Raw genomic sequence first — 25,858 nt, 5'->3', positions numbered from 1 at the left:
CACTGGAGTCACCCATAATGCGTTTTAAACTTGCTGCCGCTACGTTTGCCTTGCTTTCCCTGTCCGTAGGTTCAGCAATGGCCCGTGATCATGATGATGGCATCTTGCGAGAAGTTATTTCCTCAGGTGCGACCACCGCGTCCACCTACCTGACCTCCAGGGATCACAAGCTGGTCGTCGCCGCTCAGGACGACGCCAGCAGCTTCGTGGCCAGTGACGGCAATATCCGTGGTCCGTACCTGGAATCCGCCATGCAGAAAGTCCGTGCCGACAACCCGGGTTTGAAGGCTACCGACATGGAATTGGCCAACGCAATCCTGGCCAAGAACGCGGTCGCCCCGGAATAATTCTGTTGCTGTAAAAATGCCGCTCTCAAGAGCGGCATTTTTTTGCCTGTTCATTTGTGAAACCGGTGGGACGCAACACTCGTGGCGAGGGAGCTTGCTCCCGCTGGGGTGCGAAGCGGCCCCAAAACCTGACACCACATACCTTCAGGTAGAACGCGTGTACCAGCTTCACGACTGCTGCGCAGCCGAGCGGGAGCAAGCTCCCTCGCCACAACTATGTATCGCAGGTGGGCAATCACTGCGCTCACGCAAGTGGTATCTCTCAGCGGTATTCGTCCACCGGCACGCAGGCGCAGAACAGGTTGCGATCCCCGTAAACGTTGTCCACGCGGTTCACCGTCGGCCAGTACTTATGCAGCCTGGTGTGCGCGTCCGGGGTCACCGCTTGTTCGATGCTGTAGGGCCGATCCCAGACGCCGGTAATGTCCGCCAACGTATGCGGAGAGCGTTTCAGCGGATTGTCCTCGGCAGACCAATTGCCATTCTGCACCTCGGCAATTTCCGCGCGAATACTCAGCATCGCGCTGATAAAGCGATCCAGTTCCGCCTTGGATTCGCTTTCAGTAGGCTCGACCATCAACGTACCCGGCACCGGGAAAGACATGGTCGGTGCATGGAAACCGTAATCCATCAGTCGCTTGGCGACGTCTTCTTCACTGATACCGGTTTGCGCCTTGAGCGGTCGCAAGTCGAGGATGCATTCGTGCGCCACCCGCTCGTTGCGCCCGGTGTAGAGCACCGGGAACGCACCGGACAAATGTTTTGCCAGGTAATTGGCCGAAAGAATCGCCACTTCACTGGCATCCGCCAACTGCGGCCCCATCATCGCGATGTACATCCAGCTGATCGGCAAAATGCTCGCACTGCCCCAAGGCGCCGCGCTGACTGCGCCATTCTGCGGATGGGGTCCCTCGATCGGCACCACCGGGTGATTGGCAACAAACGGCGCCAAATGCGCCCGCACACCAATCGGCCCCATCCCCGGCCCGCCTCCGCCATGGGGAATGCAGAAAGTCTTGTGCAGGTTCATGTGTGAGACATCGGCGCCGATATCCGCCGGGCGAGCCAACCCGACCTGTGCATTGAGGTTGGCGCCGTCCATGTACACCTGACCGCCATGGCTGTGGATAACTTCACAGATTTCGCTGATGCCCTCTTCGTACACCCCATGGGTCGAAGGGTAAGTGGCCATCAGGCAGGAGAGCTTGTCGCCGGCAGCCGTCGCCTTGGCTTTCAGGTCATCGAGATCAACGTTACCGGCATCGTCGCAGTCGACGATCATCACCCGCATCCCGGCCATCTGCGCCGAGGCCGGGTTGGTGCCGTGGGCAGACGCGGGAATCAGACAGATGTCACGTGCGCCTTGCTGGCGGCTTTCATGGTATTTGCGGATCGCCAGCAACCCGGCGTATTCACCTTGGGCGCCGGAGTTGGGCTGCATGCAGATCGCATCAAAACCGGTGATCGCGCAGAGCCAGCTTTCCAGTTCGCTGATCATCAGCGAATAACCCACCGCCTGCTCTTTCGGCGCAAAGGGGTGCAGGTTGGCGAACGCTGGCCAGGTGATCGGGATCATTTCGCTGCTGGCATTGAGCTTCATGGTGCAGGAGCCCAGCGGAATCATCGACTGGTTGAGTGCCAGGTCCTTGTTTTCCAGTTGCTTGAGGTAACGCAACATTTCAGTTTCGCTGTGATGGGCGTTGAACACCGGATGCCGTAAATACGGCGTGGTCCGCAACAAGCCGTCGGGAACCCCGGAGATCAGCTGTTCGCCATCCAGTTCGGCGACATCAAGCCCGTGATCTGCGCCCAGGAACACATCAAACAGCTTCGCCACCGTGTGTTCATCGCAGCTCTCGTCGAGACTCAAGCCAACTTGCCCGCGCCCAAGAATCCGCAAATTGATCTGCGCTGCTTTGGCGCTGTCGATGATTGCGGTCTGGCTGCCGCCGACTTCCAGGGTCAAGGTGTCGAAGAAGTACTGGTTGAGCCGGGTGATGCCGTTGCGCTCAAGCCCGGCGGCGAGAATGCACGTTAGCCGGTGTACCCGTTGCGCAATCCGTTTAAGCCCCTGCGGGCCATGGTAGACCGCATAAAAACTGGCGATATTGGCCAGTAATACCTGGGCCGTGCAGATGTTCGAATTGGCCTTCTCGCGACGGATGTGTTGCTCGCGGGTTTGCAGGGCCATACGCAGCGCGACGTTGCCGCGAGCATCTTTCGAAACGCCAATGATCCGCCCGGGGATCGCTCGTTTGTATTCATCGCGGCTGGCGAAAAACGCTGCGTGAGGGCCACCATAGCCCATCGGCACGCCAAAGCGCTGGGACGAGCCGAATACCACGTCAGCGCCCATTTCACCTGGCGACGTCAGCAACAACAGGCTCAGCAGATCAGCTGCAACGCAGGCCAGTGCCTGCTGCGCATGCAAGTGATCGATCAGCGGGCGCAGGTCGCGGATTTCACCATGGGTATCGGGATACTGCAGCAGCGCGCCGAACACCTGATGCTGTTTCAGGTTATCCACAGTGTCGACGATCAGTTCGAAGCCAAAGCCTTCAGCGCGGGTCTTCACCACGGAAATGGTTTGTGGATGACAGTTCTCGTCGACGAAGAACAGATTGCTTTTCGACTTCGCGACACGCTTGGCCAGTGCCATGGCTTCGGCCGCCGCCGTGGCTTCGTCGAGCAGCGAGGCGTTGGCCAGCTCCAGGCCCGTCAGGTCGATGGTCAATTGCTGGAAATTGAGCAACGCTTCGAGTCGCCCCTGAGCAATTTCCGGCTGATAGGGGGTGTAGGCGGTGTACCAACCGGGGTTTTCCAGCACGTTGCGCAAGATCACCGCAGGTGTCAGGGTGCCGTGGTAACCCATGCCGATCAGGCTGGTCCAAACCTGATTCTGTTCGGCATAGCCGCGCAGCTTTGCCAACGCGGCCTCTTCATCGAGCGCAGGCGGCAAGTCCAGTACGCGATTGAGGCGAATTCCCGGCGGTACCGTCTGCTCGATCAGCTCGACACGGCTGCCAAGCCCGAGGCTGTCGAGCATCGCCTGCTGCTCGGCGGTGTCCGGCCCCAGGTGGCGCCGCAGAAAAGCATTCGGGTCTCGTAACTGGCTCAAGGATGGCAACTGGGACATGACGGGCTCTCTCTTGAATGGCGCTCAACGTCGATGCAACTCGATCAAAGCAGCATAGCTCCCCCTGTGCACTCGGCATGGCGTCTTTGCTCAATCAGGCTCATCATGTGCGGCGCATATATCTACCGTCAGCCAATCGGGTGCACTGATCGTCATGAGCCAACTGCCTTTTCTGCCGTTTTCCAAACCTACTATCGATGAAGCCACAATTGCCGCGGTCGGCGATGTCTTGCGCTCCGGCTGGATCACCAGCGGGCCCAAGGTTCAGGCGTTCGAAGCCCAGCTCTCGGAGTTTTTTGGCGGCCGTCCGGTGCGCACGTTCAACTCCGGGACCTGCACCATGGAGATCGCCCTGCGCATCGCCGGGATCGGTGCCGGTGACGAAGTCATCACCACGCCGATTTCCTGGGTCGCCACAGCCAACGTGATTCTCGAAGTCGGCGCCACCCCGGTGTTTGCCGACATCGACCCGATCACCCGCAACATCGACCTGGACCAGCTCGAAGCGGCCATTACCCCGCGTACCAAGGCCATTATCCCGGTGTTCCTCGCCGGTTTGCCGGTGGACATGAGCCGCCTGTACGCGATCGCCAAGAAACACGGCCTGCGCATTATCGAAGACGCCGCCCAGGCATTGGGTTCGAGCTGGAATGGGCAGCGCATCGGCGCCACCGGCGACTTCGTGTCGTTCAGCTTCCAGGCGAACAAGAACGTCACCTCCTCGGAAGGTGGCTGCCTGGTTTTGAACAACGCGGAAGAAGTGCGCCTGGCCGAAAAATATCGCCTGCAAGGCGTGACCCGTACCGGCTTCGACGGCCTGGATGTCGATGTACTGGGCGGCAAGTTCAACATGACCGACGTGGCAGCAGCCATTGGCCTGGGCCAATTCGCCCACATCGAAGCCATCACCGCTCACCGCCGCGAACTGGCCAAGCATTACTTCGCCTGCTTCGGCAGCGATTTCGAGGCCAAATACGGTGCGCAGCTGCCACCGGCAGACTTCACCAACAGCAACTGGCACTTGTTCCAGCTGGTACTGCCAGAGCGCAAGGACGGCAAACCGGCCCGTGCGACCTTCATGGAGCAAATGCAGGAACTGGGCGTCGGCATCGGCTACCACTACCCGCCGATCCACCTGCTGAGCCTTTACCGCGAACGCGGTTTCAAGGAAGGCATGTTCCCGGTGTCCGAGCGTGTCGGTCGCCTGATCGTCTCGCTGCCGATGTTCACGGCCATGAGCAAAAGCGATGTCGAGCGTTCAGTGGCGGCGGTGAAGGCTGTATTGCAGGCTTGAGAGCAACGCTTTTGTAGGAGCGGGGGGGCGCCTAGCCCTTGCCGGCGATGGCGATCTTGAGAGCGCTATCGCCGGCAAGCCGTGCTCCTACGGGGCGAGCATTACTCGCCGATGGCGTGCTTGTAGCCAGTCGGGTCGAGCAACTTGTCCAGCTCAGAGGTATCAGTCGGCTCGAGTTTGAAGAACCAGCTGTCGTATGGCGCGCTGTTGACCAGCTCCGGGCTGTTGGCCAACTCTTCGTTAACGGCGATGACTGTACCGGAGACCGGCGAGTAGATATCCGAAGCGGCCTTGACCGACTCGACTACGCCCGCCGCTTCACCGGCAGCGAAGACTTTGCCGATTTCCGGCAGCTCGACGAACACCACATCGCCCAAGGCTTCCTGAGCATGGTCTGAAATACCCACCTTTACGCCACCATCTTCGTCCAGACGGGCCCATTCGTGACTTTCGGCAAAACGCAGGTCTACAGGAATTTCACTCATGTTCTGTGTCCTCAAGAAGAAATGTCAGCGGTGTTGGCCCGCCAGAAAAAGTTAGATCAGGGTTTTGCCATGACGCACGAAAGTCGGCTTGACCACCCGAACCGGGTACCACTTGCCACGAATTTCCACTTCAGCCCGGTCGGCGGTCGCCATCGGCACCCGCGCCAAGGCAATCGATTTGCTAAGCGTAGGAGAGAAACTACCACTGGTGATCTCCCCTTCGCCAACATCAGCGATGCGAACCACCTGATGGGCACGTAAAACCCCACGCTCTTCGAGCACCAGACCGACCAGTTTTTGCTTCACCCCTGCTGCCCGTTCAGCCTCCAGCGCGGCCCGGCCAATGAACTGACGAGTGGCCGGTTCCCAGGCAATGCTCCAGGCCATATTGGACGCCAGCGGTGAGACATCCTGATGAATGTCCTGGCCGTAGAGGTTCATCCCGGCCTCAAGACGCAGCGTGTCGCGGGCGCCGAGGCCAATGGGCGATATGCCTGCACCGACCAGATCGTTGAAGAATCCCGGCGCCTGCTCGGCCGGCAGGGCTATCTCCAGACCATCTTCGCCGGTGTAACCGGTACGGGCGATGAACCAGTCGCCGTCACACTGACCTTCAAACGGTTTGAGCTGCTGGATCAGAGTGCCACGGGACTGGGTCACCAGTTCGGCGATCTTTTGCCGCGCCTGAGGACCTTGAATCGCCAGCATCGCCAGCTCGCTGCGCTCGTGCAGTTGCACCTGATAATTGCCGAGCTGGGCCTGCATCCAGGCCATGTCCTGATCACGGGTGGCGGCGTTCACCACCAAGCGGTAAGCATCTTCCAGGCGATAAACGATCATGTCGTCGACCACCCCGCCCCGCTCATTGAGCATGGTGCTGTACAGGGCACGGCCGACGCTGTGCAGGCGTTCGACATCATTGGCCAGCAAATGCTGGAGCCAGGCCTTGGCCTGAGGGCCGCTGACATCGATTACGGTCATATGGGAAACATCGAAAACCCCACAGTCGCGGCGCACCTGATGGTGTTCCTCGACCTGTGAGCCGTAATGCAATGGCATATCCCAACCGCCAAAATCGACCATCTTCGCGCCAAGTGCGAGATGAAGGTCATACAGAGGCGTACGCTGTCCCATGGGTTTCTCCTTCCGGGCGTGGCGAAGGTACGGACAGGCGCTGTATGGTTGAAAGCCTTGAAGTAGAAGGCTTTCAGCCTATTTCAGCGACCCGGTCTGAAGGACGATCCGCACCGAATGCCGCGCATTGTAGCCGCAAGGTGTAGGACTGGCACCTAGCCGTTTTGATGTGCCGAACGTCGAATCAAGCCGATGACCGGCAACAAGCCCACCAGAATCAGTGTCAGCGCCGGCAACGACGCCCGCGCCCACTCGCCTTCGCTGGTCATTTCAAAGATCCGCACCGCCAGCGTGTCCCAGCCAAACGGGCGCATCAGCAAGGTTGCGGGCATTTCCTTGAGCACATCGACGAACACCAGCAGCGCCGCGCTCAACGTGCCGGGCAGCAGCAACGGCAGATACACTTTGAAAAACAGTCGTGGCCCACTGACACCCAAACAGCGTGCAGCTTCTGGCAACGACGGACGGATCCGCGCCAGGCTATTTTCCAACGGGCCGTAGGCTACCGCGATAAAGCGCACCAGATACGCCAGCAACAACGCCGACAGGCTGCCCAGCAGCAACGGTTTACCCGCGCCGCCAAGCCAGTCCGATAGCGGCGCCACCAGTTCACGGTCCAGGTAACTGAACGCCAGCATGATCGATACCGCCAGCACCGATCCGGGCAAGGCGTAGCCAATGTTGGCCAGGCTGACCCCGGAACGAATCGTCCGGGTCGGAGCCAGGCGCCGGGCAAATGCCAGCAACAACGCGACGCTGACGGTGATCAGCGCAGCCATGGCGCCCAGGTACAACGTATGGATGATCAGCCCGGCGTAACGCTCATCCAGATCGAAGCGCCCGCGCTGCCAGAACCACGCCACCAGTTGCAGCAATGGAATGACAAACGCGCAGGCAAATACCAGCCCGCACCAACTGCTGGCGACCGCAGCCTTGAACCCGCGCAGGTGATAAAGCGCCTTGCCCCGTGGCCGCTCGTTGCTCGCCCGGCTGGCACCACGCGCACGCCGCTCACCGTACAGCAGCAACATCACCACCAGCAGCAACAGGCTGGCCAGTTGTGCGGCGCTCGACAGGCTGAAAAAGCCGTACCAGGTTTTGTAGATCGCCGTGGTGAACGTGTCGAAGTTGAACACCGACACAGCGCCGAAATCCGCCAGCGTCTCCATCAATGCCAGGGCCACACCGGCACCAATTGCCGGCCGGGCCATCGGCAAGGCCACGCGCCAGAATGCTTGCCACGGTGATTGGCCGAGCACGCGCGCAGCCTCCATCAGGCCTTTGCCCTGGGCCAGAAACGCCGTGCGTGCCAGCAAGTAGACGTAGGGGTAGAACACCAGCACCAATACCAGAATCACCCCACCGGTGGAGCGCACGCGCGGCAGCCGCAAACCACTGCCGAACCACTCGCGGAGCAGGGTTTGCACAGGGCCGGCGAAATCCAGCAGCCCGACAAAAACGAACGCCAGCACATAGGCAGGGATCGCAAACGGCAACATCAGCGCCCAATCCAGCCAACGTCGCCCGGGGAATTCGCAGAGGCTGGTCAACCACGCCAGGCTCACGCCCAACAGCGTTACACCAATCCCGACGCCGAGGATCAGCGTCAAGGTGTTACCCAGCAGGCGTGGCATCTGGGTGTCCCACAGGTGCGACCATATCTGCATATCGACGGTTTGCCACGACAGCAGCAACACACTCAGCGGCAGCAGCACCAGGGCGGCAACGACGAAAACCAGCGGATACCAACGGCGTTGGGCGGGATGGGCCAAGGAAAGTCTCTAAAAAGTGCGGAACCGACGCAGTAATGCAGCCGGCCCCATTCTGTGGCGAGGGAGCTTGCTCCCGTTGGGTTGCGAAGCAGCCCTTGGTCAGCTACTTCATTTCTTCAGTCAAAGCGTGTCAGCCAATATTACGACCGCTTCGCGCTCGAACGGGGCGGTGCGGCGTTCCGACAAGCCCCCTCGCCACAACAACAGTGGAGTCAGTTCCAGCCGGCGCGGTCCATCAGGCGGATGGCTTCGGCCTGACGCAGACCAGCCACTTCAACCGGCAGGGTGTCCGGGATGAACGTGCCCCAGGCCTCGACTTCCGCGGACGGTTTCACCGCCGGGTTGGCCGGGAATTCCTGGTTAGCGTCGGCGAAGATCTTTTGCGCTTCAGATGTGGTCATCCATTCCACCAGCGCCTTGGCGGCTTCCGGGTGCGGAGCGTGTTTGGTCAGGCCAATGCCCGACAGGTTCACGTGTACGCCACGGTCGGCCTGGTTCGGCCAGAACAGTTTGACCGGAAGATCCGGCTTCTGCTGGTGCAGACGGCCGTAGTAGTACGTGTTGACGATACCGACGTCGCATTGCCCGGCGCTGATCGCTTGCAGTACGGCGATGTCGTCAGAGAACACGTCTGTGGACAGGTTGCGCACCCAACCCTTGAGGATCTCTTCGGTTTTTTCCGCGCCGTGGGTTTCAATCAGGGTTGCAGTCAACGACTGGTTGTAGACCTTCTTCGCAGTACGCAGGCACAGCCGGCCTTCCCACTGCTTGTCAGCCAGCGCTTCGTATGTGCTCAGGTCCGAGGGTCTTACCCGGTCGGTGGAATAGGCGATGGTCCGCGCCCGCAGGCTCAGGCCGGTCCAGGCGTGTGACGCGGCGCGGTATTGCAGCGGGATGTTGGTGTCGATCACCTTGGAGGTGAACGGCTGCAGGATGCCCATTTGCTCGGCCTGCCAAAGGTTGCCGGCATCGACGGTCAGCAGCAGGTCGGCGGTGGCATTCTCGCCTTCGGCCTTGATGCGCTGCATCAACGGCGCTTCCTTGTCGGTGATGAATTTCACCTTTACGCCGGTTTTTTGGGTGTAGGCATCGAAGACCGGTTTGATCAGCTCGTCGATACGCGAGGAGTAGACCACCACCTCGTCGGCGGCCTGGGCGGTGGTGCCGACCAGAGTCAGGGCGAGGGCTGTCAGTAGACGCTTCGGTGCCAACATGGGAGCGGTCTCTCGAAATCAAAAATGAGTCGAAATGATAAGGACTCACATTTAGCTTCTCAACCGATCCTGCCCTGGAGGAGTTACCAGATGTTGCACCACCGGGGATTGATGGTGAATATGCTCGCGAAGAGGGCATCAGCGCTGATGCAAAATGTCAGGCCTTGGCCAATGCCGGCAGATCCCCGATCAATCCAAGCGCTTCGCGCACAAACAGCGCCTTGGCTTCGGGCATCTGGTCGACCATTTTCAACCCGGTATTACGCAACCAGCGCAGCGGCAACGGATCGGCCTGGAACAAACGCTCAAAGCCTTCCATCGCCGCCATCAACGCCAGGTTGTGCGGCATGCGCCGACGCTCGTAGCGGCTGAGGACTTTCACGTCCGCCAGGCGCTCACCACGGCTGGCTGCCTGCAGCAGCACTTCAGCCAACACTGCGGCATCGAGGAAACCGAGGTTGACGCCCTGCCCGGCCAGCGGGTGAATGGTGTGCGCGGCATCGCCGATCAGCGCCAGCCCCTCAGCCACATAACGCTTGGCATGGCGCTGGCGCAACGGCACGCAAAGTCGCGGGTCGGCGCTTAGCACCTTGCCCAAACGCCCTTCGAAAGCGCGCTCCAGCTCTCGGCAGAAACCTTCGTCATCCAGCACCATCAGGCGTTCGGCTTCGCTCGGGGTGGTCGACCAGACGATCGAGCACCAGTCCTGCTGGCCATCCCGCTCCAAGGGCAGGAATGCCAGCGGGCCGTAATCGGTAAAACGCTGCCAGGCGGTCATCTGATGCGGCAGCGAGCTGCGAACACTGGTGACGATGGCGTGATGCAGATAATCCCACTCACGAGTCGCGACACCGGTGAGACGACGCACCGCCGAGTTGGCGCCGTCCGCCGCGATCACCAGCGGTGCGCGCAACGTGCGGCCATCGGCCAGCGTCAGTAGCCAGTCATCGCCGGAACGGCGCATCTGCTCCAGACGCGCATTGGCCAGCAGGCCGAGGTCGCAATCATGCAGGCGATCGAGCAGCGCATCCTGCACCACCCGGTTTTCGACGATATGCCCGAGTGCCTCGGCGTGGACGCTGGTGGCCGAGAAGTGAATCTGCCCGGTGCCGCTGCCATCCCAGACGTGCATGTCGGAATAAGGGCTGCTACGCCGGCTGACAACGCCGTCCCACACCCCCAGACGCTCCAGAATCCGCTGACTGGCGGCCGACAAGGCGCTCACTCGAGGCTCGAATGCCGACTGCGCATCGAAGGGTTTGACGCTCATGGGGCTGCCGTCGAGCAGCAGGACTTCCAGCCCGCTGTTCTGTAACGCCAGCGCCAACGCGCTCCCGACCATTCCGGCCCCGACAATCAGCAGATCTGCGCGCATTTCCATGCTTTAAGCCTGTCTCGCTTGCGGCGTGAGCCGCACGTAAAGGGGTTTATCGACCACGCTGCCAGCGCCGTCGTAAGTATCGAAACGCCGGGGTAAGCACTCAACCATCGGAGCGTGTTCCCAATCCCATGGCTTGCCGGGCGAACCAGCGTTTGGCCGGCGGCAACAGATCGAGGCCCAACAGGCCGATGTTGCGCCCCAGCGAAACCAGCGGCTGGGTGCTGCCGAACAACCGGGTGACTTGATCGGAGAAGCCCACGGTGAGGTTCTGGTCCAAACGCTGGCGTTCGCGATAAGCCTGCAAGGTGGCGAAGTCGCCCGGTGCACTCGGGCTGGCGAGCAGCGCTTCGGCCAGGGCCTGGGCGTCGCGCAACGACAGGTTGAAGCCCTGACCGGCAATCGGGTGCAGGCTGTGGGCAGCGTTGCCCAGCACGGCCAGATGCGGACGTACCTGCTCCTCGGCTTCGATCAACGACAACGGGTATAGATTCCGCGCACCGACCTGCTTGAGCGTGCCGAGGCGATAGCCGAACACCCCCTGCAACTCGCTGAGAAAGCTACGCTCATCGAGTGCCGCCAGACGCTGCGCGTCCATGCCCAAGCGAGTCCAGACCAGCGCGCAGCGGTTTTCCGGTAGCGGCAGCAAAGCCATCGGGCCGTCATCGGTGAAACGCTCGAACGCCATGCCGTTGTGGGCCTCGCTCGGGGTAATGTTGGCGATCAACGCACTTTGGTTGTATGGACGCTTTTTGACGCCGATCCCCAACTGCTCGCGCAAGCCCGAACGGCCGCCATCGGCCAGCACCGCGAGCTCGCACTCCAGTAGGGTTTCATCGTTGAGGGTCAGGCGGTAGCCGTCTTCCAGCGGCTCCATGCGCGTGACTTCGGCCGGGCAGCGCCAGCTGATCACGTCCTTGTCCAGGCCCTGCCAGAGGCATTGGCCCAGCCAGGCGTTTTCCACCACGTAGCCCAAGGCCGGAACACCCTCTTCCATGGCCGACAGGCGCGCGGTGGAGAAGCGTCCGCGGTCGGACACATGGATCTGTTTGATCGGCTCGGCGCGGCGGGAGATTTCCTGCCACAGGCCCAACCGCTGATAAATCTGCCGAGCGCCGAAAGACAGCGCCGAAGAGCGCGCGTCGTAGCTTGGCTGGTAGCTGTCGCCGGGGGCGAACGGTTCGATCAGCACGATTTTCCAGCCACGGGCGCGGGCGCCGGCCTGTAACGCCAACGCCAGACTGGCGCCCACCAGACCGCCACCGATGATTGCCAGATTGACTCGACTCATGCCGCCTGGGTCCGTGCAGCGGCCATCAAGGCCTCGATCTCGGCGACCGTTCTCGGCACACCGTTGGTCAGAATTTCACAGCCCTGCTTGGTTACCACCACGTCATCCTCGATGCGCACGCCAATGCCGCGCCATTTCTTCGCCACGTTCAGATTGCCCGGGGCAATGTAGATACCCGGCTCGACGGTCAGCGTCATGCCGACTTCCAGCACCCGCCATTCACCGCCGACCTTGTACTCGCCGACGTCATGCACATCCATGCCCAGCCAATGACCGGCACGGTGCATGTAAAATGCCTTGTAGGCTTCGCTGGCGATCAACTCATCGACATCGCCCTGCAACAAACCGAGCTTCACCAGGCCTGCGGTAATTACTTGAACCGTCGCCTCGTGCGCCTGGTTCCAGTGCTTGTTGGGAGCGATCTGGGCAAACGCGGCAGCTTGCGACTCCAGCACCAATTCGTAGATCGCCTTCTGTTCCGGCGAATACTTGCCGTTGACCGGCCAGGTGCGGGTGATGTCGCTGGCGTAGCAGTCGATTTCGCAACCGGCGTCGATCAGCACCAGATCGCCGTCCTTGAGCTGCGCGTCATTCTGCTGGTAATGCAGGATGCAGCTGTTGCGCCCGGCGGCGACGATCGAACCATAAGCCGGCATTTTCGCCCCACCTTTACGGAACTCGTAATCAAGCTCGGCTTCCAGGCTGAACTCATGCAAGCCGACACGGCAGGCCTGCATCGCGCGAATGTGAGCCTGCGCGGAGATCCGTGCGGCTTCGCGCATCACCTTCACTTCTGCCGCCGATTTATACAGGCGCATGTCGTGCAGCAAATGATCCAGCGCAACGAATTCGTTCGGCGGCTGGGCGCCCAGGTTCGCCTTGGAACGAATCACGTTGATCCAGTCCATCAGGTGGCGGTCGAATTCCGGGTTGCTGCCCATGGCCGAATACACCCGGTCCCGGCCTTCGATCAGGCCCGGCAGGATGTCGTCGATGTCGGCGATCGGAAAGGCGTCGTCGGCGCCGAAATCCCGGATCGCACCTTCCTGCCCGGCACGCAGGCCGTCCCACAGTTCGCGTTCGGCGTTGCGTTCACGGCAGAACAGGATGTATTCGCCATGCTCACGACCAGGTATCAGCACGATCACGGCCTGAGGCTCGGGAAAACCGCTGAGGTACTGGAAATTGCTCTCCTGTCGGTAAACGTGTTCGACGTCGCGATTGCGGATCGCCACGGCGGCGGCCGGCAGGATTGCGATGCTGTTGGGTTCCATCTGCGCCATCAACGCCTTGCGGCGGCGGGTGTATTCCGATTTAGGGATATGAATCATGGGCAGATGGAAGTCCCTAGCAAACGATCAGTGCAGAGAAGGTTTGGCGGCCGGTGCGGCAGCTTTGTTGTTCTCGGTGAACAGCAGCAATGGCGCGACCCGCAGGTACTCCATGACTTCCATATAGTCGCTTTCGCCGTCGTCGGATTCTTCCAGCGCATCTTGCACCTGAGCGATAGCCGCGAGATCCTGCAGGACTTCGGTGGCTTCAGCGCTCAACATGCTGCTGTCACGGCAGTTCAGGCCGAAACCGCTGAGGAAGCCCTGACACCACTGGCCCAGTGCGACGGCACGTTCGGTCAGCGGCGCGTCATCGGTCGGCAACAGCAGAACGACGGTCATGTCGTCGCTGGTCAGCTCGCCCTTGACCATCTCTTGCAGGCCGATCAGGGCGTTGCGGACGTTGTCTTGTGGTTCGCCTTCGAGCAGCTCGGCGGCGTCGACCAGCCAGCCATCGGCTTCAAAGCCTGCACCAGCGCAGCTGCGTCCGAGCAGCAGGCCATGCAGTTCGGCAGGCGATACAGGATGGCCGCTGGTACTCAGCAGGGTGGCGAAGGCTTGATACGGAGAATTCTGAATGGGCATGGGCAGCTAGGCGCCAGACGGCGCTATGTCTAGAATGAAGGCCTTGTATCCTACATCGACAGACTCGCCAAGACTATTAAAGGCTGTCCGCCAGTTACCGCCCATCAGACAAATCCCGTGGAACACGTATGGAAGACACCGACTTGCAAGCGCTGATGGCCAGACTCGAACTGCTAATTACCCGAGTCGAGCAACTTAAGAGCCAGAACGGACTCTTATTAGCTCAGGAAAAGACCTGGCGCGAGGAACGCGCGCACCTCATTGAAAAAAACGAAATCGCTCGGCGTAAGGTCGAATCGATGATTTCGCGCCTCAAGGCCCTGGAGCAAGACTCATGAGTTCAAGCAATAGCGTTACCGTGCAGATCCTCGATAAAGAGTACTCGATCATTTGCCCCCAGGAAGAGCGCAGCAATCTGGTGAGCGCCGCCCGTTATCTGGACGGAAAAATGCGCGAAATCCGCAGCAGCGGCAAAGTCATCGGCGCCGATCGCATCGCCGTGATGGCCGCGCTGAACATCACCCACGATCTGCTGCACACACGGGAACGTCCTGATGTGCAGGCCAGTGGCTCGACCCGCGAGCAGGTGCGTGACCTGCTCGATCGAGTGGATCTGGTGCTCGCCACCGATCCGGATGTCAGCAAGGGCTGATTCCCGAAGGTGGTTGCGGTATACTCGCGCCACTCCCTGGGGTGCTTGCCAGTTGACGATGTCCCTGAGCCGATTCGCACTACCCTGGAAGTTGCACGTTGGGCTGGTGTGCATGTCCGCTAGACGGAAAGCCTTAAAGCCTACTGCATCTTCCACCTTGAACTTTCGGGTTCAAGGGCTAAGTCGACAGCGGTTCATCCGGGGAGCCTGATTCAAGCCGATGCCGGTTTTTGCCGGCATCGGCTTTTTACGATGTCACCGCCCTGGTGCCCTCGACACTCGAACAGCCTATGACGATGACCGAACCTGCGCCGCTATCCCGCCCGCAACTTCGACGCATGCTCCGCCAGGCCCGTCGCGCACTGAGTAACAGTGAGCAGCGCCAGGCCGCTCGCGGGCTGTATCGGCAATTGGCGCAACATCCGTTGTTCCGCCGCGCAAAACACATCTCCCTGTACCTGCCTACCGACGGTGAAATCGATCCGCGCCTGTTGCTGCGCGCCGCTCAACGCCGGGGCAAGGCGACTTACCTGCCGGTACTCAGCGCCTGGCCGCGAACCAAGATGGTCTTTCAGCGCATTCGCCCCGGTGAAAAGCTGCGGCCCAACCGCTTTCGCATTCTCGAACCACGGGTCAACCAGGCCAAGCAACGCAAGGTCTGGGCACTGGATCTGGTGTTGTTGCCGCTGGTCGGTTTTGACGAACACGGCGGACGCCTGGGGATGGGGGGCGGCTTCTATGATCGCAGCCTGGCCTATCTGGCGCGCCGCAAGACCTGGCGCAAGCCGACGCTGCTGGGGCTGGCCCATGAATGCCAGAAAGTCGAAAAACTGGATCAAGCGAGCTGGGATGTACCGATGCAAGGAACGGTAACTGACAGGAAGTGGTATTTCGCGGACTAGATCTGGACGCCACTGCCATCAGCGGCGTCGCTTGCAGCGGTTTTAGCGCTTGTGCGGCTTTAGCGGTTGTTGCTGTTGTTGCGCGACTTCAATCTGTGCATCAGCCTTGTTCGCCCACAGGCTTTGCGCATAACCCGTGGTTACGACGCCCAGGCCGAACACAATCACTAAAATCCACAGTAAATCCGGTTTGCGTTTCATCGATTGCCCCCCTCAAGGCATGTCGCACACGATGACAGCAACGGTACCGAAATAGGCCGTGCTTGCCGCGTCTCGCTTAAAAGTCCGGCATTTTGCGGTAACGTGAAGCGACACGCAAACGCTGGCGTCAACCGACCGTCGGTTTGTCATAAAATCGCCGGACAACGTTCCCGACCACCGCTTTCGGAGCAAAAAAAGATGGCCTACTGGCTTATGAAATCCGAGCCTGACGAGCTTTCGATCAATGACCTGGAGAGGCTCGGCGAAGCCCGCTGGGACGGCGTTCGCAACTATCAGGCACGCAACTTCCTGCGGGCCATGGCGGTCGGCGACGAGTTCTTCTTTTACCACTCCAGCTGCCCCGAACCGGGCATCGCCGGGATCGGCCGAATCATCGAAGCGGCGTACCCGGACCCTACGGCGCTGGAACCCGAGAGTGTTTACTTCGACCCGAAGGCCACGCCTGAGAAAAATGCCTGGAGCGCGATCAACGTCGCCCATGTCGAGACGTTCTCCAAGGTGTTGAAGCTCGATTACCTGAAACAGCAAACGGCACTGGCAGAGATGCCGCTGGTGCAGAAAGGCTCGCGACTGTCGGTGATGCCAGTGACAGCCGAGCAGTGGGCGGCGGTGCTCGGCTTGCACTAAATAATGCAGAACCGACCGGTCACCCGGTCAATCGGGTTAGGCTTGGCCCTCAGTTGACGGACATCAAGTCGCTTCGGCGATCGCCCGTTCAGACTAGGACGCTACTGTCGCAGGATGCTCGAATGCCAACACACAGCCGCTCTTCGATTTTTTTCGCCAGCTCCCTGATCGCTCTGCTGCTGGCCGCCGGGGGTTTCGGTTACTGGAAATCAATGCATGACCGCCTGCCTGAAGGCCTGTATGTCGGCAACGGACGCCTCGAAGCCACCGAAGTGCAGATCGCCAGTAAAACGCCCGGGCGACTGGCCGAAGTGCGCGTCAATGAAGGCGACAAGGTGATCAAGGGGCAATTGCTGGCGCGCATGGACACCCGCACCCTTGAAGCCCAGCGCAACCAGGCCGAGGCCGAAGTACTGCGCGCCCGGGAGAACCTTTCTGCCGCCCAGGCCAATGTGCAACTGCGCCAGAGCGAACTATTGCTCGCCCAACAGGAACTCAAACGCTCCCAGGAACTGTTCAGGCGCGGTTACGCCAGCGGCCAGATCATCGATCAACAACAGGCGCGCTTCGACACCGCCAATGCCGCCGTCGCAGCGGCCCGCGCCCAGGTTTCGGCCGTCGGGGCCGCCATTGGCGCAGCTCAGGCACAGGTCGCCCAACTGACCAGCGAAATCGACGACAGCAGTTTGCGGGCACCGATCGACGGCGTCATCCAGCTGCGCATGGCCGAGCCCGGCGAAGTGCTCGGTGCGGGCGGACGCGTATTAATGCTGATCGATCCGAATGATCAGTACATGAATCTTTACCTCTCAGCGTCCGTGACCGGGCGCCTGACCGTCGGCGATGAAGCCCGGATCCTGCTCGATGCCCTGCCCGGCCATCCACTGCCGGCAAAAATCAGTTTCGTGGCGGCCAAATCGCAGTTCACACCCAAAGAGGTCGAAACGCGCGACGAGCGGCAAAAGCTGGTGTTTCGCGTCAAGCTGCGACTGACTGACCCGAGCGCCATGCCCCAGGCCAAACCGGGCATGCCCGGTGCCGGCTATGTGCGCACCGCCCCTGTTGACTGGCCGGCCAATCTGCAATGACCGCTCCGGCGCTGCACATCTCCGGCCTCCAGCACCGTTATGGCAAGCAGCAGGCACTGACCGACATCGCGTTCAGCCTGCCGGCCGGCACTCGCTGCGGGCTGATCGGCCCGGATGGTGCAGGCAAATCGAGCCTGCTGGGGCTGATCGCCGGCGTGAAGACTCTGCAACAAGGCCAACTTGAAGTACTCGGCGGCTCAATCCAGGATCGCCTTCATCGCAACAGCCTCTACGCTCGTATTGCGTTCATGCCCCAGGGCCTGGGCGGCAATCTGTACCCCGAGCTGTCGATCCGCGAGAACATCCACTTTTTTGCCACCCTGTTCGGGCTCTCGAAAGCCGACTTCGAGCAGCGCATGCGTAGTCTGTTGCTGGCCACTGATCTGCTGGGTTTTGCCGATCGCCCTGCCGGCAAGCTGTCGGGCGGCATGAAACAGAAGCTCGGACTCTGCTGTGCGCTGATCCACGAGCCGGATTTGCTGATCCTCGACGAACCCACCACCGGCGTCGATCCCTTGTCACGACGGCGCTTCTGGGAGTTGATCGATGACGTGCGTCGCCAACGTCCGCAGCTGACGTTGCTGGTCGCCACTGCCTACATGGAAGAAGCCGAGCAATTCGAACACTGCCTGATGCTCGACGGCGGCAAGCTGATCGCTACCGGCATGACGCACGAACTGGCCGCTGTCACCGCCAGCGGCAAACTCGATGAAGCGTTCACCCATTTTCAAGGCAGCCGCGACCACGACAAGCAACCGCTGGTCATTGCCCCCAGAACCCGTGCCAGCACCGACATTGCCATCGAAGCCCACGACCTGACCCTGCGCTTCGGTGATTTCACCGCGGTAGACAAGGTCAGCTTTGCTATCGGACGCGGGGAGATTTTCGGCTTCCTGGGCTCCAACGGCTGCGGCAAAACCACCACCATGAAAGTCCTCACCGGGCTAATACCGGCCAGCGAAGGCCGCGCCTCGCTGCTGGGTAACCCGGTGAATGCCAAGGACCTGGCCACCCGCAAACGGGTCGGTTTCATGTCTCAAAGCTTCTCGCTGTATGGCGAGCTCAGCGTGCGGCAGAACCTCGATTTGCATGCGCGGCTGTTCGACTTGCCCAAAGCCGACAGCGCCCGGCGCATCGACGAGCTGATCCAGCGCTTCAGCCTCGGCAGCGTCGCCGAACAACGATCCGGCGCATTGCCGTTGGGCCTGCGCCAGCGTTTGTCGCTGGCGGTGGCGGTGCTGCATCGCCCGGAAGTGTTGATCCTCGACGAACCGACCTCCGGCGTGGACCCGGCAGCACGGGACGATTTCTGGCGGCTGCTGATCGAATTGTCGCGTGAGCAAGGTGTAACGATCTTCCTCTCGACCCACTTCATGAACGAAGCCCAGCGCTGCGACCGCATTTCGCTGATGCACGCGGGCAAGGTACTGGCCTGCGATACCCCGGAGGCGCTGCAACAGCAGTTCCGGGGGCAGACCCTGGAAGCGGCATTTGTTACCTGCCTGGAACAAGCCCAAGGCCCGGCCGAGTCACCGACGCCTGCTGTCCCCGCCGACGCGACGATCAACCCGGTCATGCCATTGAAGGAGCGCAGCTTCAGCCTCGGACGCCTGCTGGCGGTCGCCAGTCGCGAAGGCAAGGAATTGCTGCGGGACAAAGTACGAATGGCCTTCGCCCTGCTGGGGGCGATTTTCATGATGGTGATCTTCGGCTACGGCATTTCCCTGGACGTGGAAAAACTCGCCTTCGCCGTCTACGACCAGGACCAGACGCCGCAAAGCCGCGCCTACCTGGAAGCTTTTCGCGGCTCTCGCTACTTCAGCGAGCAGCCGTCGATCCGCGATGCCGCAGAGCTGCATCGCCGTCTTCAGCGCTCGGAAATCAAATTGGCACTGGAGATCCCGCCAGGCTTTGGTCGCGACCTGTACGCCGGTCGCCAACCGACCGTGGCGGCCTGGCTCGATGGCGGCATGCCGTTTCGCGCCGAGACCAGTCGCAACTATGTAGAGGCCGTGCACCTGGCCAACATTGAACAACTGGCCGAGCAGAGCAGCCCTGCGCTGAATCGACAGTCAGCCGCCAAACTGGAAACCCGTTTCCGCTACAACCAGGATGTGGTGAGCGTCAACGCCATCGGGCCCGGGGTGATGGCGCTGATCCTCGCGTTCATTCCGGCCATGCTCACTGCGCTGGGGATCGTGCGGGAGAAAGAGCTCGGCTCGATCACCAACTTCTACGCCACGCCCCTGACCCGCCTGGAGTTTTTGCTGGGTAAACAGGCGCCGTATCTGGTGTTGAGCCTGATTAACCTCGCAGTCCTGACGGCCATGAACCGCTGGCTCTTTGGCGTGCCATTCAAGGGCAGTGCGTTGACCCTGGCCTTCGGCGGATTGCTGTACGTGCTGGCAACCACCAGCATGGGCCTGCTGATTTCGGCGTTCACCCGGACCCAGATCGCCGCCATCCTCGGCACCATGATCATCACCAGCCTGCCGACCATCCAGTTTTCCGGGCTGATCGTGCCGCGCTCATCCCTCGATGGCGCGGCAGCGGTCATGGGCATGCTGTTTCCGGCGGGTTACTTCCTCGATATCGCCGTCGGCACCTTCACCAAGGCGCTGGATATACGGCAGTTATGGCCGCAATGCCTGGCGCTGTTCGGGTTCTTTGTCGGGTTCACCGGGCTCAGCCTGGTCATGCTGAAAAAGCAGGAGGCCTGATGCACAAGCTCGCGCACATACTGCGCCTTGGCCTCAAGGAAATGAGCAGCCTGCAGCATGACAGCGTCTTGCTGCTGTTCCTGTTCTACGCCTTTACGGTGGCGATCTACATGCCGGCCGCAGGCTCGGTGATCGGTGTGCATAACGCCAGTGTGGCCATCGTGGACGAAGATCACAGCAACCTGTCGCGACAACTGGCCCAGAGCCTGCAACCCCCGGAATTCCAGCGTCCGGTGTTGTTACCTTACGGGCAACTGGATCAGGTGATGGACAGCGGCCAGTACACCTTTGTCATCAACGTGCCAGCCAGTTTCCAGGCGGATATGTTGGCCGGGCGCCAGCCTGCGGTGCAGGTCAATGTCGATGCCACGGCCATGAGCCAGGCGTTCATGGGTGCGGGTTACATCGCACGGATTTTCCAGCGCGAACTGTTGAACTACAGCGGCCAAAGCGACCCGACCGGCAAAGCCCCGGCCCTGCTGACCACCCGTTCGCTGTTCAATACCAATCTGGAAGGCGGCTGGTTCCTGGCGGTGATTCAGATCGTCAACAACATCACCATCCTCGCCATCATCTTGACTGGCACGGCACTGCTGCGCGAGCGCGAACATGGCACGCTCGACCACTTGCTGGTGCTGCCGCTGACAGCACTGGAAATCATGCTGGCGAAAATCTGGAGCAACATGCTGGTGGTGGTGCTGTGCACCTGGGCATCGCTGGAAATCATCGTCAAAGGCGCGCTGGGAGTGCCGCTGGCGGGTTCCATGACGTTGTTTTTGCTGGTGACCGCCGTGTATCTGTTCGCCAGCACGGCGCTGGGTATATTCCTCGCCACCCTGGCTCGTTCGACGCCCCAGTTCGGCCTGCTGGCCATTCCGGTGATTATTCCGATGTTGCTGCTGTCCGGCGGCAGTACACCGCTGGACAGCATGCCGCAATGGTTGCAATGGGTGATGCAGGGCTCGCCGTCGACGCACTTCGTCAGTCTCAGCGCCGCAATACTGTTTCGCGACGCCGGAGTCAGCGTGGTCTGGCCGGACTTACTGGCGCTGAGCGCCATTGGCTTGCTGTTCTTTGCGATTGCACTGAAGCGGTTTCGCAAAAGCCTGGCGTCCTGAACACTTCATGCAGCGAGGGGCTTGCCCCTGCGCCACAGTCTGTTTACTGGATGATCAGGTTATTGAACAACAGATCGTCAACCATCGGCTTGCCGGTCTCGTCATTCATCACTTGCTGGGTCTGCTTCAAGGCTTCCTGACGCAGCTTCTCTTTCGCTTCGACGTTGTTCATGGCTTCAGTGGTCTGCTGAGAAAACAACGCCACCAGCTGATTGCGAATCAACGGTTCGTTGGCCTTCACGGCCTTGACCGCGTCCTCGCCGGTTACCCGCAACGCCACATCGGCCTTGTAGACCTTGAGCTTCTGGGTGCCATCGAGCCCATAGTTACCCACGAACGGTGGGCTCAGGCTGATATAGCTGACTTTCGGCGCTTCGCCTTCTTTGGCTTCTTCGGCCATCGCTGCCACAGGCAGAGACAGGGCCAGCATCAACATGATCCACGCTTTCACAATTCGCTCCTCATCCGGTTTGCGGCCTAGCATAACCACCCGCAGCCCAAGCACAAAGCTTATGGCTGCCTATCAGGGCCGGGCATGCTCGTTGACCCGTTGACTCACACACCTACACTTATCGGCCATCACTCCCAAAGGAATAGCCCTGATGAAAGCCGTGCTGTGCAAAGCCTTCGGCCCTGCCGAATCGCTGGTGCTGGAAGAAGTCGCGAGTCCTGTCGCCAAGAAGAACGAAATCCTGCTGGACGTGCATGCGGCCGGGGTGAACTTCCCGGACACGCTGATCATCGAGGGCAAATACCAGTTCAAGCCACCCTTCCCGTTTTCGCCGGGCGGTGAAGCGGCTGGAGTGGTGAGCGCGGTGGGCGAAAAAGTCAGCCACCTCAAGGTCGGTGACCGGGTCATGGCACTGACCGGATGGGGCAGTTTTGCCGAGCAAGTCGCGGTGCCGGGCTACAACGTGCTGCCTATCCCGCCGTCGATGGACTTCAACACTGCCGCTGCCTTCAGCATGACCTACGGCACCTCGATGCACGCGTTGAAACAGCGCGGCAACCTGCAACCGGGGGAAACCCTGCTGGTGCTCGGCGCTTCGGGTGGTGTCGGCCTGGCCGCCGTGGAAATCGGTAAAGCCATGGGTGCCCGGGTCATCGCTGCCGCCAGCAGCGCCGAGAAACTCGCCGTGGCCAAGGCTGCCGGCGCCGATGAGCTGATCAACTACAGCGAAGCCAACCTCAAGGACGAAATCAAGCGCCTGACCGATGGCAACGGTGCCGACGTGATCTACGATCCGGTGGGTGGCGACCTGTTCGACCAGGCGATCCGCGCCATTGCCTGGAACGGCCGCCTGCTGGTGGTCGGTTTCGCCAGTGGACGCATCCCGGAACTGCCGGTGAACCTCGCCCTGCTCAAGGGTGCAGCCGTACTCGGAGTGTTCTGGGGCGCCTTTGCCCAACGCCAGCCACAAGACAACGCCGCCAACTTCCAGCAACTGTTTGGCTGGTTCGCCGAAGGCAAGCTCAAGCCTCTGGTGTCGCAGGTTTACCCGCTGGCTCAGGCGGCCAATGCCATCAATGATCTGGGCCAGCGCAAGGCCGTTGGAAAGGTGGTGGTGCGGGTACGGTGAACACGACTCCCTGCTACGCTTCGAGTCTGTTTACCCATCACAGGACGGAGGATGAGCATGATGCTGCGCAAGCTGTTATTGAGTCTGGCGGTCTTGCCTGCACTGTTGATTTCAATGCAGACATTGGCAAATCAGAATAACAAGGAGGTTCCGGGCTTGAAAAATGTCACCGTACTGATCGTCCGACACGCGGAAAAACCCGACCAGGGCATGGGACTCAGCCCTCGTGGCGAGCAGCGCGCCGAGGCGTATGCGCACTATTTCGACCCGCTGCAGTTGGGCAGCAAGAGCCTGGTACCGCAACGCCTGATCGCCACCAGCGACAGCAAGTCCAGCGCGCGACCACGGCTGACCCTGACACCGCTGTCGCAGCGTCTGCACCTTCCGATCGAGCAACCCTATGCCGATGAAGAAGTCGACAAACTGGTCAAATCGCTGGACAAGAATAACCAGGCCGCGGTCGTATTGATCGCCTGGCATCACGGGCATATCGACAATTTGATCGCAGCGTTCGGCGGCAACGGCCAAGCATTGACCGGGCAGAAATCCTGGCCGGAGGATGTGTATGACTGGCTGATCGTCTTGCGCTTCGACGACCAGGGGCAATTGGTCGAATCCCATAGCCAGAAGGTCCAGGAGCATCTGTTGCCCGGAGATGGCAGCTGATTATCCGGATCGTCCCTCTCTTGTATCTGAAGAGCGCATGTTCATAAAAGAACATGCGTTCTCGTTCATTTCTCTCGATTTCCTTGACAACAAGCGGTGCTTTTTTCGGTAACGAAACTGTAACATTCGCATCCGCAGTCAAAACAAGAAATCTGGAGCTCTTGAATGTTTGCTTTTTTTCGTCCCGCCGCCCATCAGGCTCCATTGCCTGAAGAACACGTAGACAGCACCTACCGGCGCCTTCGCTGGCAAATCTTCGCCGGGATCTTCTTTGGCTACGCCGGTTATTACCTGCTGCGCAAGAACTTCTCCCTGGCTATGCCGTACCTGATTGACGAAGGCTACACCCGTGGCCAGTTGGGTCTGGCGATGTCGGCGATCGCGATTGCCTACGGTTTGTCGAAGTTTTTGATGGGGCTGGTGTCCGACCGTTCCAACCCGCGCTACTTCCTGCCCTTCGGCTTGCTGGTATCGGCCGGAGTCATGTTCATTTTCGGTTTCGCACCGTGGGCAACGTCCAGCGTGACCATGATGTTCATCCTGTTGTTCATCAACGGCTGGGCCCAGGGCATGGGCTGGCCGCCGAGTGGCCGGACCATGGTGCATTGGTGGTCGCAGAAGGAACGCGGTGGCGTGGTGTCGGTCTGGAACGTCGCGCATAACGTCGGCGGTGGCCTGATCGGCCCGTTGTTCCTGCTTGGCATGGGCCTGTTCAACGACTGGCACGCGGCGTTCTACGTCCCCGCCGCCGTAGCGTTGCTGGTGGCCGTGTTCGCCTTCATGGTGATGCGCGATACCCCGCAGTCGGTAGGCCTGCCGCCCATCGAGAAGTACAAGAACGATTACCCGGAAGGCTACGACGCCAGCCACGAAGACGAATTCAGCGCCAAGGAAATCTTCGTCAAGTACGTGCTGCGCAACAAAATGCTCTGGTACATCGCCATGGCCAACGTCTTCGTCTACCTACTGCGCTACGGCGTGCTGGACTGGGCGCCGACCTACCTGAAGGAAGCCAAGCACTTCGACGTGGATAAAACCTCGTGGGCGTATTTCTTCTACGAATGGGCCGGTATTCCGGGCACGCTGTTGTGCGGCTGGATGTCTGACAAGATCTTCCGCGGCAACCGTGGCCTGACCGGCATGGTGTTCATGGCACTGGTGACCGTGGCGACTCTGGTTTACTGGCTGAACCCGGCCGGCAACCCGACCATCGACATGATCGCGCTGTTCTCCATCGGCTTCCTGATCTATGGCCCGGTGATGCTGATCGGTCTGCAAGCGCTGGAGCTGGCGCCGAAGAAAGCCGCCGGCACGGCTGCGGGTTTCACCGGTCTGTTCGGTTATCTGGGTGGCTCGGTCGCGGCCAGTGCAGCGATGGGCTACACCGTGGACCACTTTGGCTGGGATGGCGGTTTCGTGCTGCTGGTTGGCGCGTGCCTGCTGGCGATGGCTTGCCTGGCACCGACCTTGTGGCACAAGCAAGTCGCCAGTCAGGGTCGTGAAGCGCTCGCTTAAGCCTTGCAGCGCTTGAGTCGCGCCTCCAGATTCCGGTCTGGCATGGCGTGGCTGCGCAGGGCGTGTACGGTTTGCTCGACATAATCGCGAGTGGTGCCGTAACGCCCGCAAGCGCTTTCGAACACCTGGCTCAGCACATGGTCCGGCAAATTGCCGGCATAGCTGGGCAGGTGCCGCTCCAACACAAACCCCAATGCCTGAACCTTGCTGCCGTCTTCCAGCCGGCAATTGAGCCAGTGCGGGCGATAAGACGGCACCGGCATTTCGCGCTGCCACAAGGCAAACAGCGAGGCTTCCAATTGCTCTTCGGGCAACCGATAGGCAAAGCCGCTGCAAGACCCACCGCGATCCAGGCCAAACACCAGCCCCGGCATTTCCGGCGTACCACGGTGTTCGTGAGACCACAGGTACAAACCGCGATGGTAACCATGCACGCGTCCGCGCACCCGCTCGACGGCTGTGCATTCCGGGCGCCAGATCAATGAACCGTAAGCGAATAACCAGACCGGCCCGCCCTTGTGCCGGGCCATGGTGGCCTGCATCGAGCTGAGCAATTGTTCGTGAGTCAGCTGCGCGCCCAGATCGAGCCGCGGAGGGTAAGCCAGATTCAAACAAGCAGATTCAATGGCGGTCATGGCAAAGGGTGTTCAGTCCCACAAGTATTACAAGATGTAAGCAAGATTAATGTCATAGAACATATAGCAGTAAACGTAAAACGAAAAGTGCTAAAGGACGTATGACCCTTCTATATCAAGGACTGCGCCAATTAAGGAGTCTGATATATAGCCTAATACTCTTTGG

At 60.6% G+C, this 25,858-nt stretch carries 24 protein-coding genes and 1 other RNA gene; 13 read left to right on the top strand and 12 right to left on the bottom strand.

Translation table 11 applies throughout. The features are described from left to right. Window positions 1-17: 17 nt before the first annotated feature. Entirely contained in the window at window positions 18-347 is a 330-nt protein-coding gene (locus AC3WK5_RS22160) for a DUF2388 domain-containing protein (RefSeq protein ID WP_103317793.1), read from the top strand. A 262-nt stretch (window positions 348-609) separates the two neighbouring features. On the opposite strand, the gene gcvP is transcribed toward AC3WK5_RS22160, so the two are convergent. Then, window positions 610-3,483 carry an aminomethyl-transferring glycine dehydrogenase gene (gcvP, locus tag AC3WK5_RS22155; RefSeq protein WP_103317796.1) on the bottom strand — a complete coding sequence of 958 codons (2,874 nt, stop codon included), beginning with the start codon at window positions 3,481-3,483 and terminating at the stop codon, window positions 610-612. A 154-nt stretch (window positions 3,484-3,637) separates the two neighbouring features. On the opposite strand from gcvP, the gene AC3WK5_RS22150 reads away from it, so the two are divergent. Next, window positions 3,638-4,777, top strand: coding sequence for a DegT/DnrJ/EryC1/StrS family aminotransferase (locus tag AC3WK5_RS22150; protein ID WP_103317799.1), 1,140 nt, complete (start codon window positions 3,638-3,640; stop codon window positions 4,775-4,777). Between the two features lie 101 nt (window positions 4,778-4,878). On the opposite strand, the gene gcvH is transcribed toward AC3WK5_RS22150, so the two are convergent. The 8 genes from gcvH to AC3WK5_RS22110 all read right to left on the bottom strand — a co-directional run bounded on the left by gcvH (window position 4,879) and on the right by AC3WK5_RS22110 (window position 13,967). Then, window positions 4,879-5,262 carry a glycine cleavage system protein GcvH gene (gcvH, locus tag AC3WK5_RS22145; RefSeq protein WP_054594563.1) on the bottom strand — a complete coding sequence of 128 codons (384 nt, stop codon included), beginning with the start codon at window positions 5,260-5,262 and terminating at the stop codon, window positions 4,879-4,881. Window positions 5,263-5,313: 51 nt separating this feature from the next. Then, complete coding sequence (gene gcvT / locus AC3WK5_RS22140) at window positions 5,314-6,396, bottom strand: glycine cleavage system aminomethyltransferase GcvT (protein WP_103317801.1); 1,083 nt, start codon at window positions 6,394-6,396, stop codon at window positions 5,314-5,316. A 155-nt stretch (window positions 6,397-6,551) separates the two neighbouring features. Beyond that, window positions 6,552-8,168 carry an ABC transporter permease gene (locus tag AC3WK5_RS22135; protein WP_103317804.1) on the bottom strand — a complete coding sequence of 539 codons (1,617 nt, stop codon included), beginning with the start codon at window positions 8,166-8,168 and terminating at the stop codon, window positions 6,552-6,554. 212 nt (window positions 8,169-8,380) lie between these two features. Continuing rightward, window positions 8,381-9,382 carry an extracellular solute-binding protein gene (locus AC3WK5_RS22130; protein ID WP_103317808.1) on the bottom strand — a complete coding sequence of 334 codons (1,002 nt, stop codon included), beginning with the start codon at window positions 9,380-9,382 and terminating at the stop codon, window positions 8,381-8,383. A 157-nt stretch (window positions 9,383-9,539) separates the two neighbouring features. Then, a complete protein-coding gene (locus AC3WK5_RS22125; protein ID WP_177474881.1) occupies window positions 9,540-10,757 on the bottom strand; it encodes a 2-octaprenyl-3-methyl-6-methoxy-1,4-benzoquinol hydroxylase in 1,218 nt (405 codons plus the stop codon). A gap of 106 nt (window positions 10,758-10,863) precedes the next feature. Next, a complete protein-coding gene (gene ubiH, locus AC3WK5_RS22120) occupies window positions 10,864-12,051 on the bottom strand; it encodes a 2-octaprenyl-6-methoxyphenyl hydroxylase (protein WP_103317814.1) in 1,188 nt (395 codons plus the stop codon). Next, complete coding sequence (gene pepP / locus AC3WK5_RS22115) at window positions 12,048-13,382, bottom strand: Xaa-Pro aminopeptidase (RefSeq protein ID WP_103317816.1); 1,335 nt, start codon at window positions 13,380-13,382, stop codon at window positions 12,048-12,050. Before pepP ends, ubiH begins: the two co-directional genes overlap by 4 nt. 27 nt (window positions 13,383-13,409) lie before the next feature. After that, window positions 13,410-13,967: a YecA/YgfB family protein gene (locus AC3WK5_RS22110; RefSeq protein ID WP_103317818.1), complete on the bottom strand. Its 558-nt coding sequence runs from the start codon at window positions 13,965-13,967 to the stop codon at window positions 13,410-13,412. 128 nt (window positions 13,968-14,095) lie between these two features. On the opposite strand from AC3WK5_RS22110, the gene AC3WK5_RS22105 reads away from it, so the two are divergent. The 4 genes from AC3WK5_RS22105 to AC3WK5_RS22090 all read left to right on the top strand — a co-directional run bounded on the left by AC3WK5_RS22105 (window position 14,096) and on the right by AC3WK5_RS22090 (window position 15,521). Next, a complete protein-coding gene (locus AC3WK5_RS22105; RefSeq protein WP_007982902.1) occupies window positions 14,096-14,305 on the top strand; it encodes a TIGR02449 family protein in 210 nt (69 codons plus the stop codon). Further along, the gene (locus tag AC3WK5_RS22100; protein WP_019694181.1) at window positions 14,302-14,619 is read left to right on the top strand and encodes a cell division protein ZapA; all 318 of its coding nucleotides are present in this window, start codon (window positions 14,302-14,304) and stop codon (window positions 14,617-14,619) included. The genes AC3WK5_RS22105 and AC3WK5_RS22100 overlap by 4 nt, the downstream gene beginning before the upstream one ends. 30 nt (window positions 14,620-14,649) lie before the next feature. Next, a non-coding RNA gene (gene ssrS, locus AC3WK5_RS22095) (6S RNA) lies at window positions 14,650-14,828 on the top strand. 87 nt (window positions 14,829-14,915) lie between these two features. Further along, window positions 14,916-15,521, top strand: coding sequence for a 5-formyltetrahydrofolate cyclo-ligase (locus tag AC3WK5_RS22090; RefSeq protein WP_103317899.1), 606 nt, complete (start codon window positions 14,916-14,918; stop codon window positions 15,519-15,521). 42 nt (window positions 15,522-15,563) lie between these two features. Here the strand turns inward: AC3WK5_RS22090 and AC3WK5_RS22085 are convergent, their stop codons facing one another. Continuing rightward, on the bottom strand, window positions 15,564-15,722 hold the full coding sequence (locus AC3WK5_RS22085; protein WP_177474879.1) for a hypothetical protein: 159 nt from the start codon (window positions 15,720-15,722) through the stop codon (window positions 15,564-15,566). Window positions 15,723-15,920: 198 nt separating this feature from the next. Between AC3WK5_RS22085 and AC3WK5_RS22080 the strand changes: the two genes are divergently transcribed. From AC3WK5_RS22080 to AC3WK5_RS22065, 4 genes are all read left to right on the top strand, one after another. Then, window positions 15,921-16,370 carry an EVE domain-containing protein gene (locus tag AC3WK5_RS22080; RefSeq protein WP_103317821.1) on the top strand — a complete coding sequence of 150 codons (450 nt, stop codon included), beginning with the start codon at window positions 15,921-15,923 and terminating at the stop codon, window positions 16,368-16,370. Window positions 16,371-16,492: 122 nt separating this feature from the next. Continuing rightward, entirely contained in the window at window positions 16,493-17,458 is a 966-nt protein-coding gene (locus AC3WK5_RS22075) for an HlyD family secretion protein (RefSeq protein WP_103317824.1), read from the top strand. After that, window positions 17,455-20,178: a ribosome-associated ATPase/putative transporter RbbA gene (gene rbbA / locus AC3WK5_RS22070; protein WP_103317826.1), complete on the top strand. Its 2,724-nt coding sequence runs from the start codon at window positions 17,455-17,457 to the stop codon at window positions 20,176-20,178. Before AC3WK5_RS22075 ends, rbbA begins: the two co-directional genes overlap by 4 nt. Next, the gene (locus AC3WK5_RS22065; RefSeq protein WP_103317829.1) at window positions 20,178-21,296 is read left to right on the top strand and encodes an ABC transporter permease; all 1,119 of its coding nucleotides are present in this window, start codon (window positions 20,178-20,180) and stop codon (window positions 21,294-21,296) included. The genes rbbA and AC3WK5_RS22065 overlap by 1 nt, the downstream gene beginning before the upstream one ends. Window positions 21,297-21,339: 43 nt before the next feature. On the opposite strand, the gene AC3WK5_RS22060 is transcribed toward AC3WK5_RS22065, so the two are convergent. After that, window positions 21,340-21,747, bottom strand: a complete 408-nt coding sequence (locus AC3WK5_RS22060) for a flagellar basal body-associated protein FliL (RefSeq protein ID WP_054594575.1) — start codon at window positions 21,745-21,747, stop codon at window positions 21,340-21,342. A 151-nt stretch (window positions 21,748-21,898) separates the two neighbouring features. Between AC3WK5_RS22060 and AC3WK5_RS22055 the strand changes: the two genes are divergently transcribed. The 3 genes from AC3WK5_RS22055 to glpT all read left to right on the top strand — a co-directional run bounded on the left by AC3WK5_RS22055 (window position 21,899) and on the right by glpT (window position 25,057). Further along, window positions 21,899-22,876 carry an NADPH:quinone oxidoreductase family protein gene (locus AC3WK5_RS22055; RefSeq protein ID WP_103317832.1) on the top strand — a complete coding sequence of 326 codons (978 nt, stop codon included), beginning with the start codon at window positions 21,899-21,901 and terminating at the stop codon, window positions 22,874-22,876. Between the two features lie 51 nt (window positions 22,877-22,927). Continuing rightward, the gene (locus AC3WK5_RS22050) at window positions 22,928-23,542 is read left to right on the top strand and encodes a flagellar basal body-associated protein FliL (protein WP_103317834.1); all 615 of its coding nucleotides are present in this window, start codon (window positions 22,928-22,930) and stop codon (window positions 23,540-23,542) included. Between the two features lie 165 nt (window positions 23,543-23,707). Next, window positions 23,708-25,057, top strand: coding sequence for a glycerol-3-phosphate transporter (gene glpT / locus AC3WK5_RS22045; RefSeq protein ID WP_054594577.1), 1,350 nt, complete (start codon window positions 23,708-23,710; stop codon window positions 25,055-25,057). On the opposite strand, the gene AC3WK5_RS22040 is transcribed toward glpT, so the two are convergent. Continuing rightward, on the bottom strand, window positions 25,054-25,692 hold the full coding sequence (locus AC3WK5_RS22040) for a gamma-glutamylcyclotransferase (protein ID WP_054594578.1): 639 nt from the start codon (window positions 25,690-25,692) through the stop codon (window positions 25,054-25,056). The genes glpT and AC3WK5_RS22040 overlap by 4 nt on opposite strands. Window positions 25,693-25,858: the final 166 nt, after the last annotated feature.

The organism is Pseudomonas sp. FW306-02-D09B, assembly GCF_058782685.1.
Note: the sequence above shows the minus strand (reverse complement) of the source record. Positions and strands in the feature narration are given on the sequence as shown.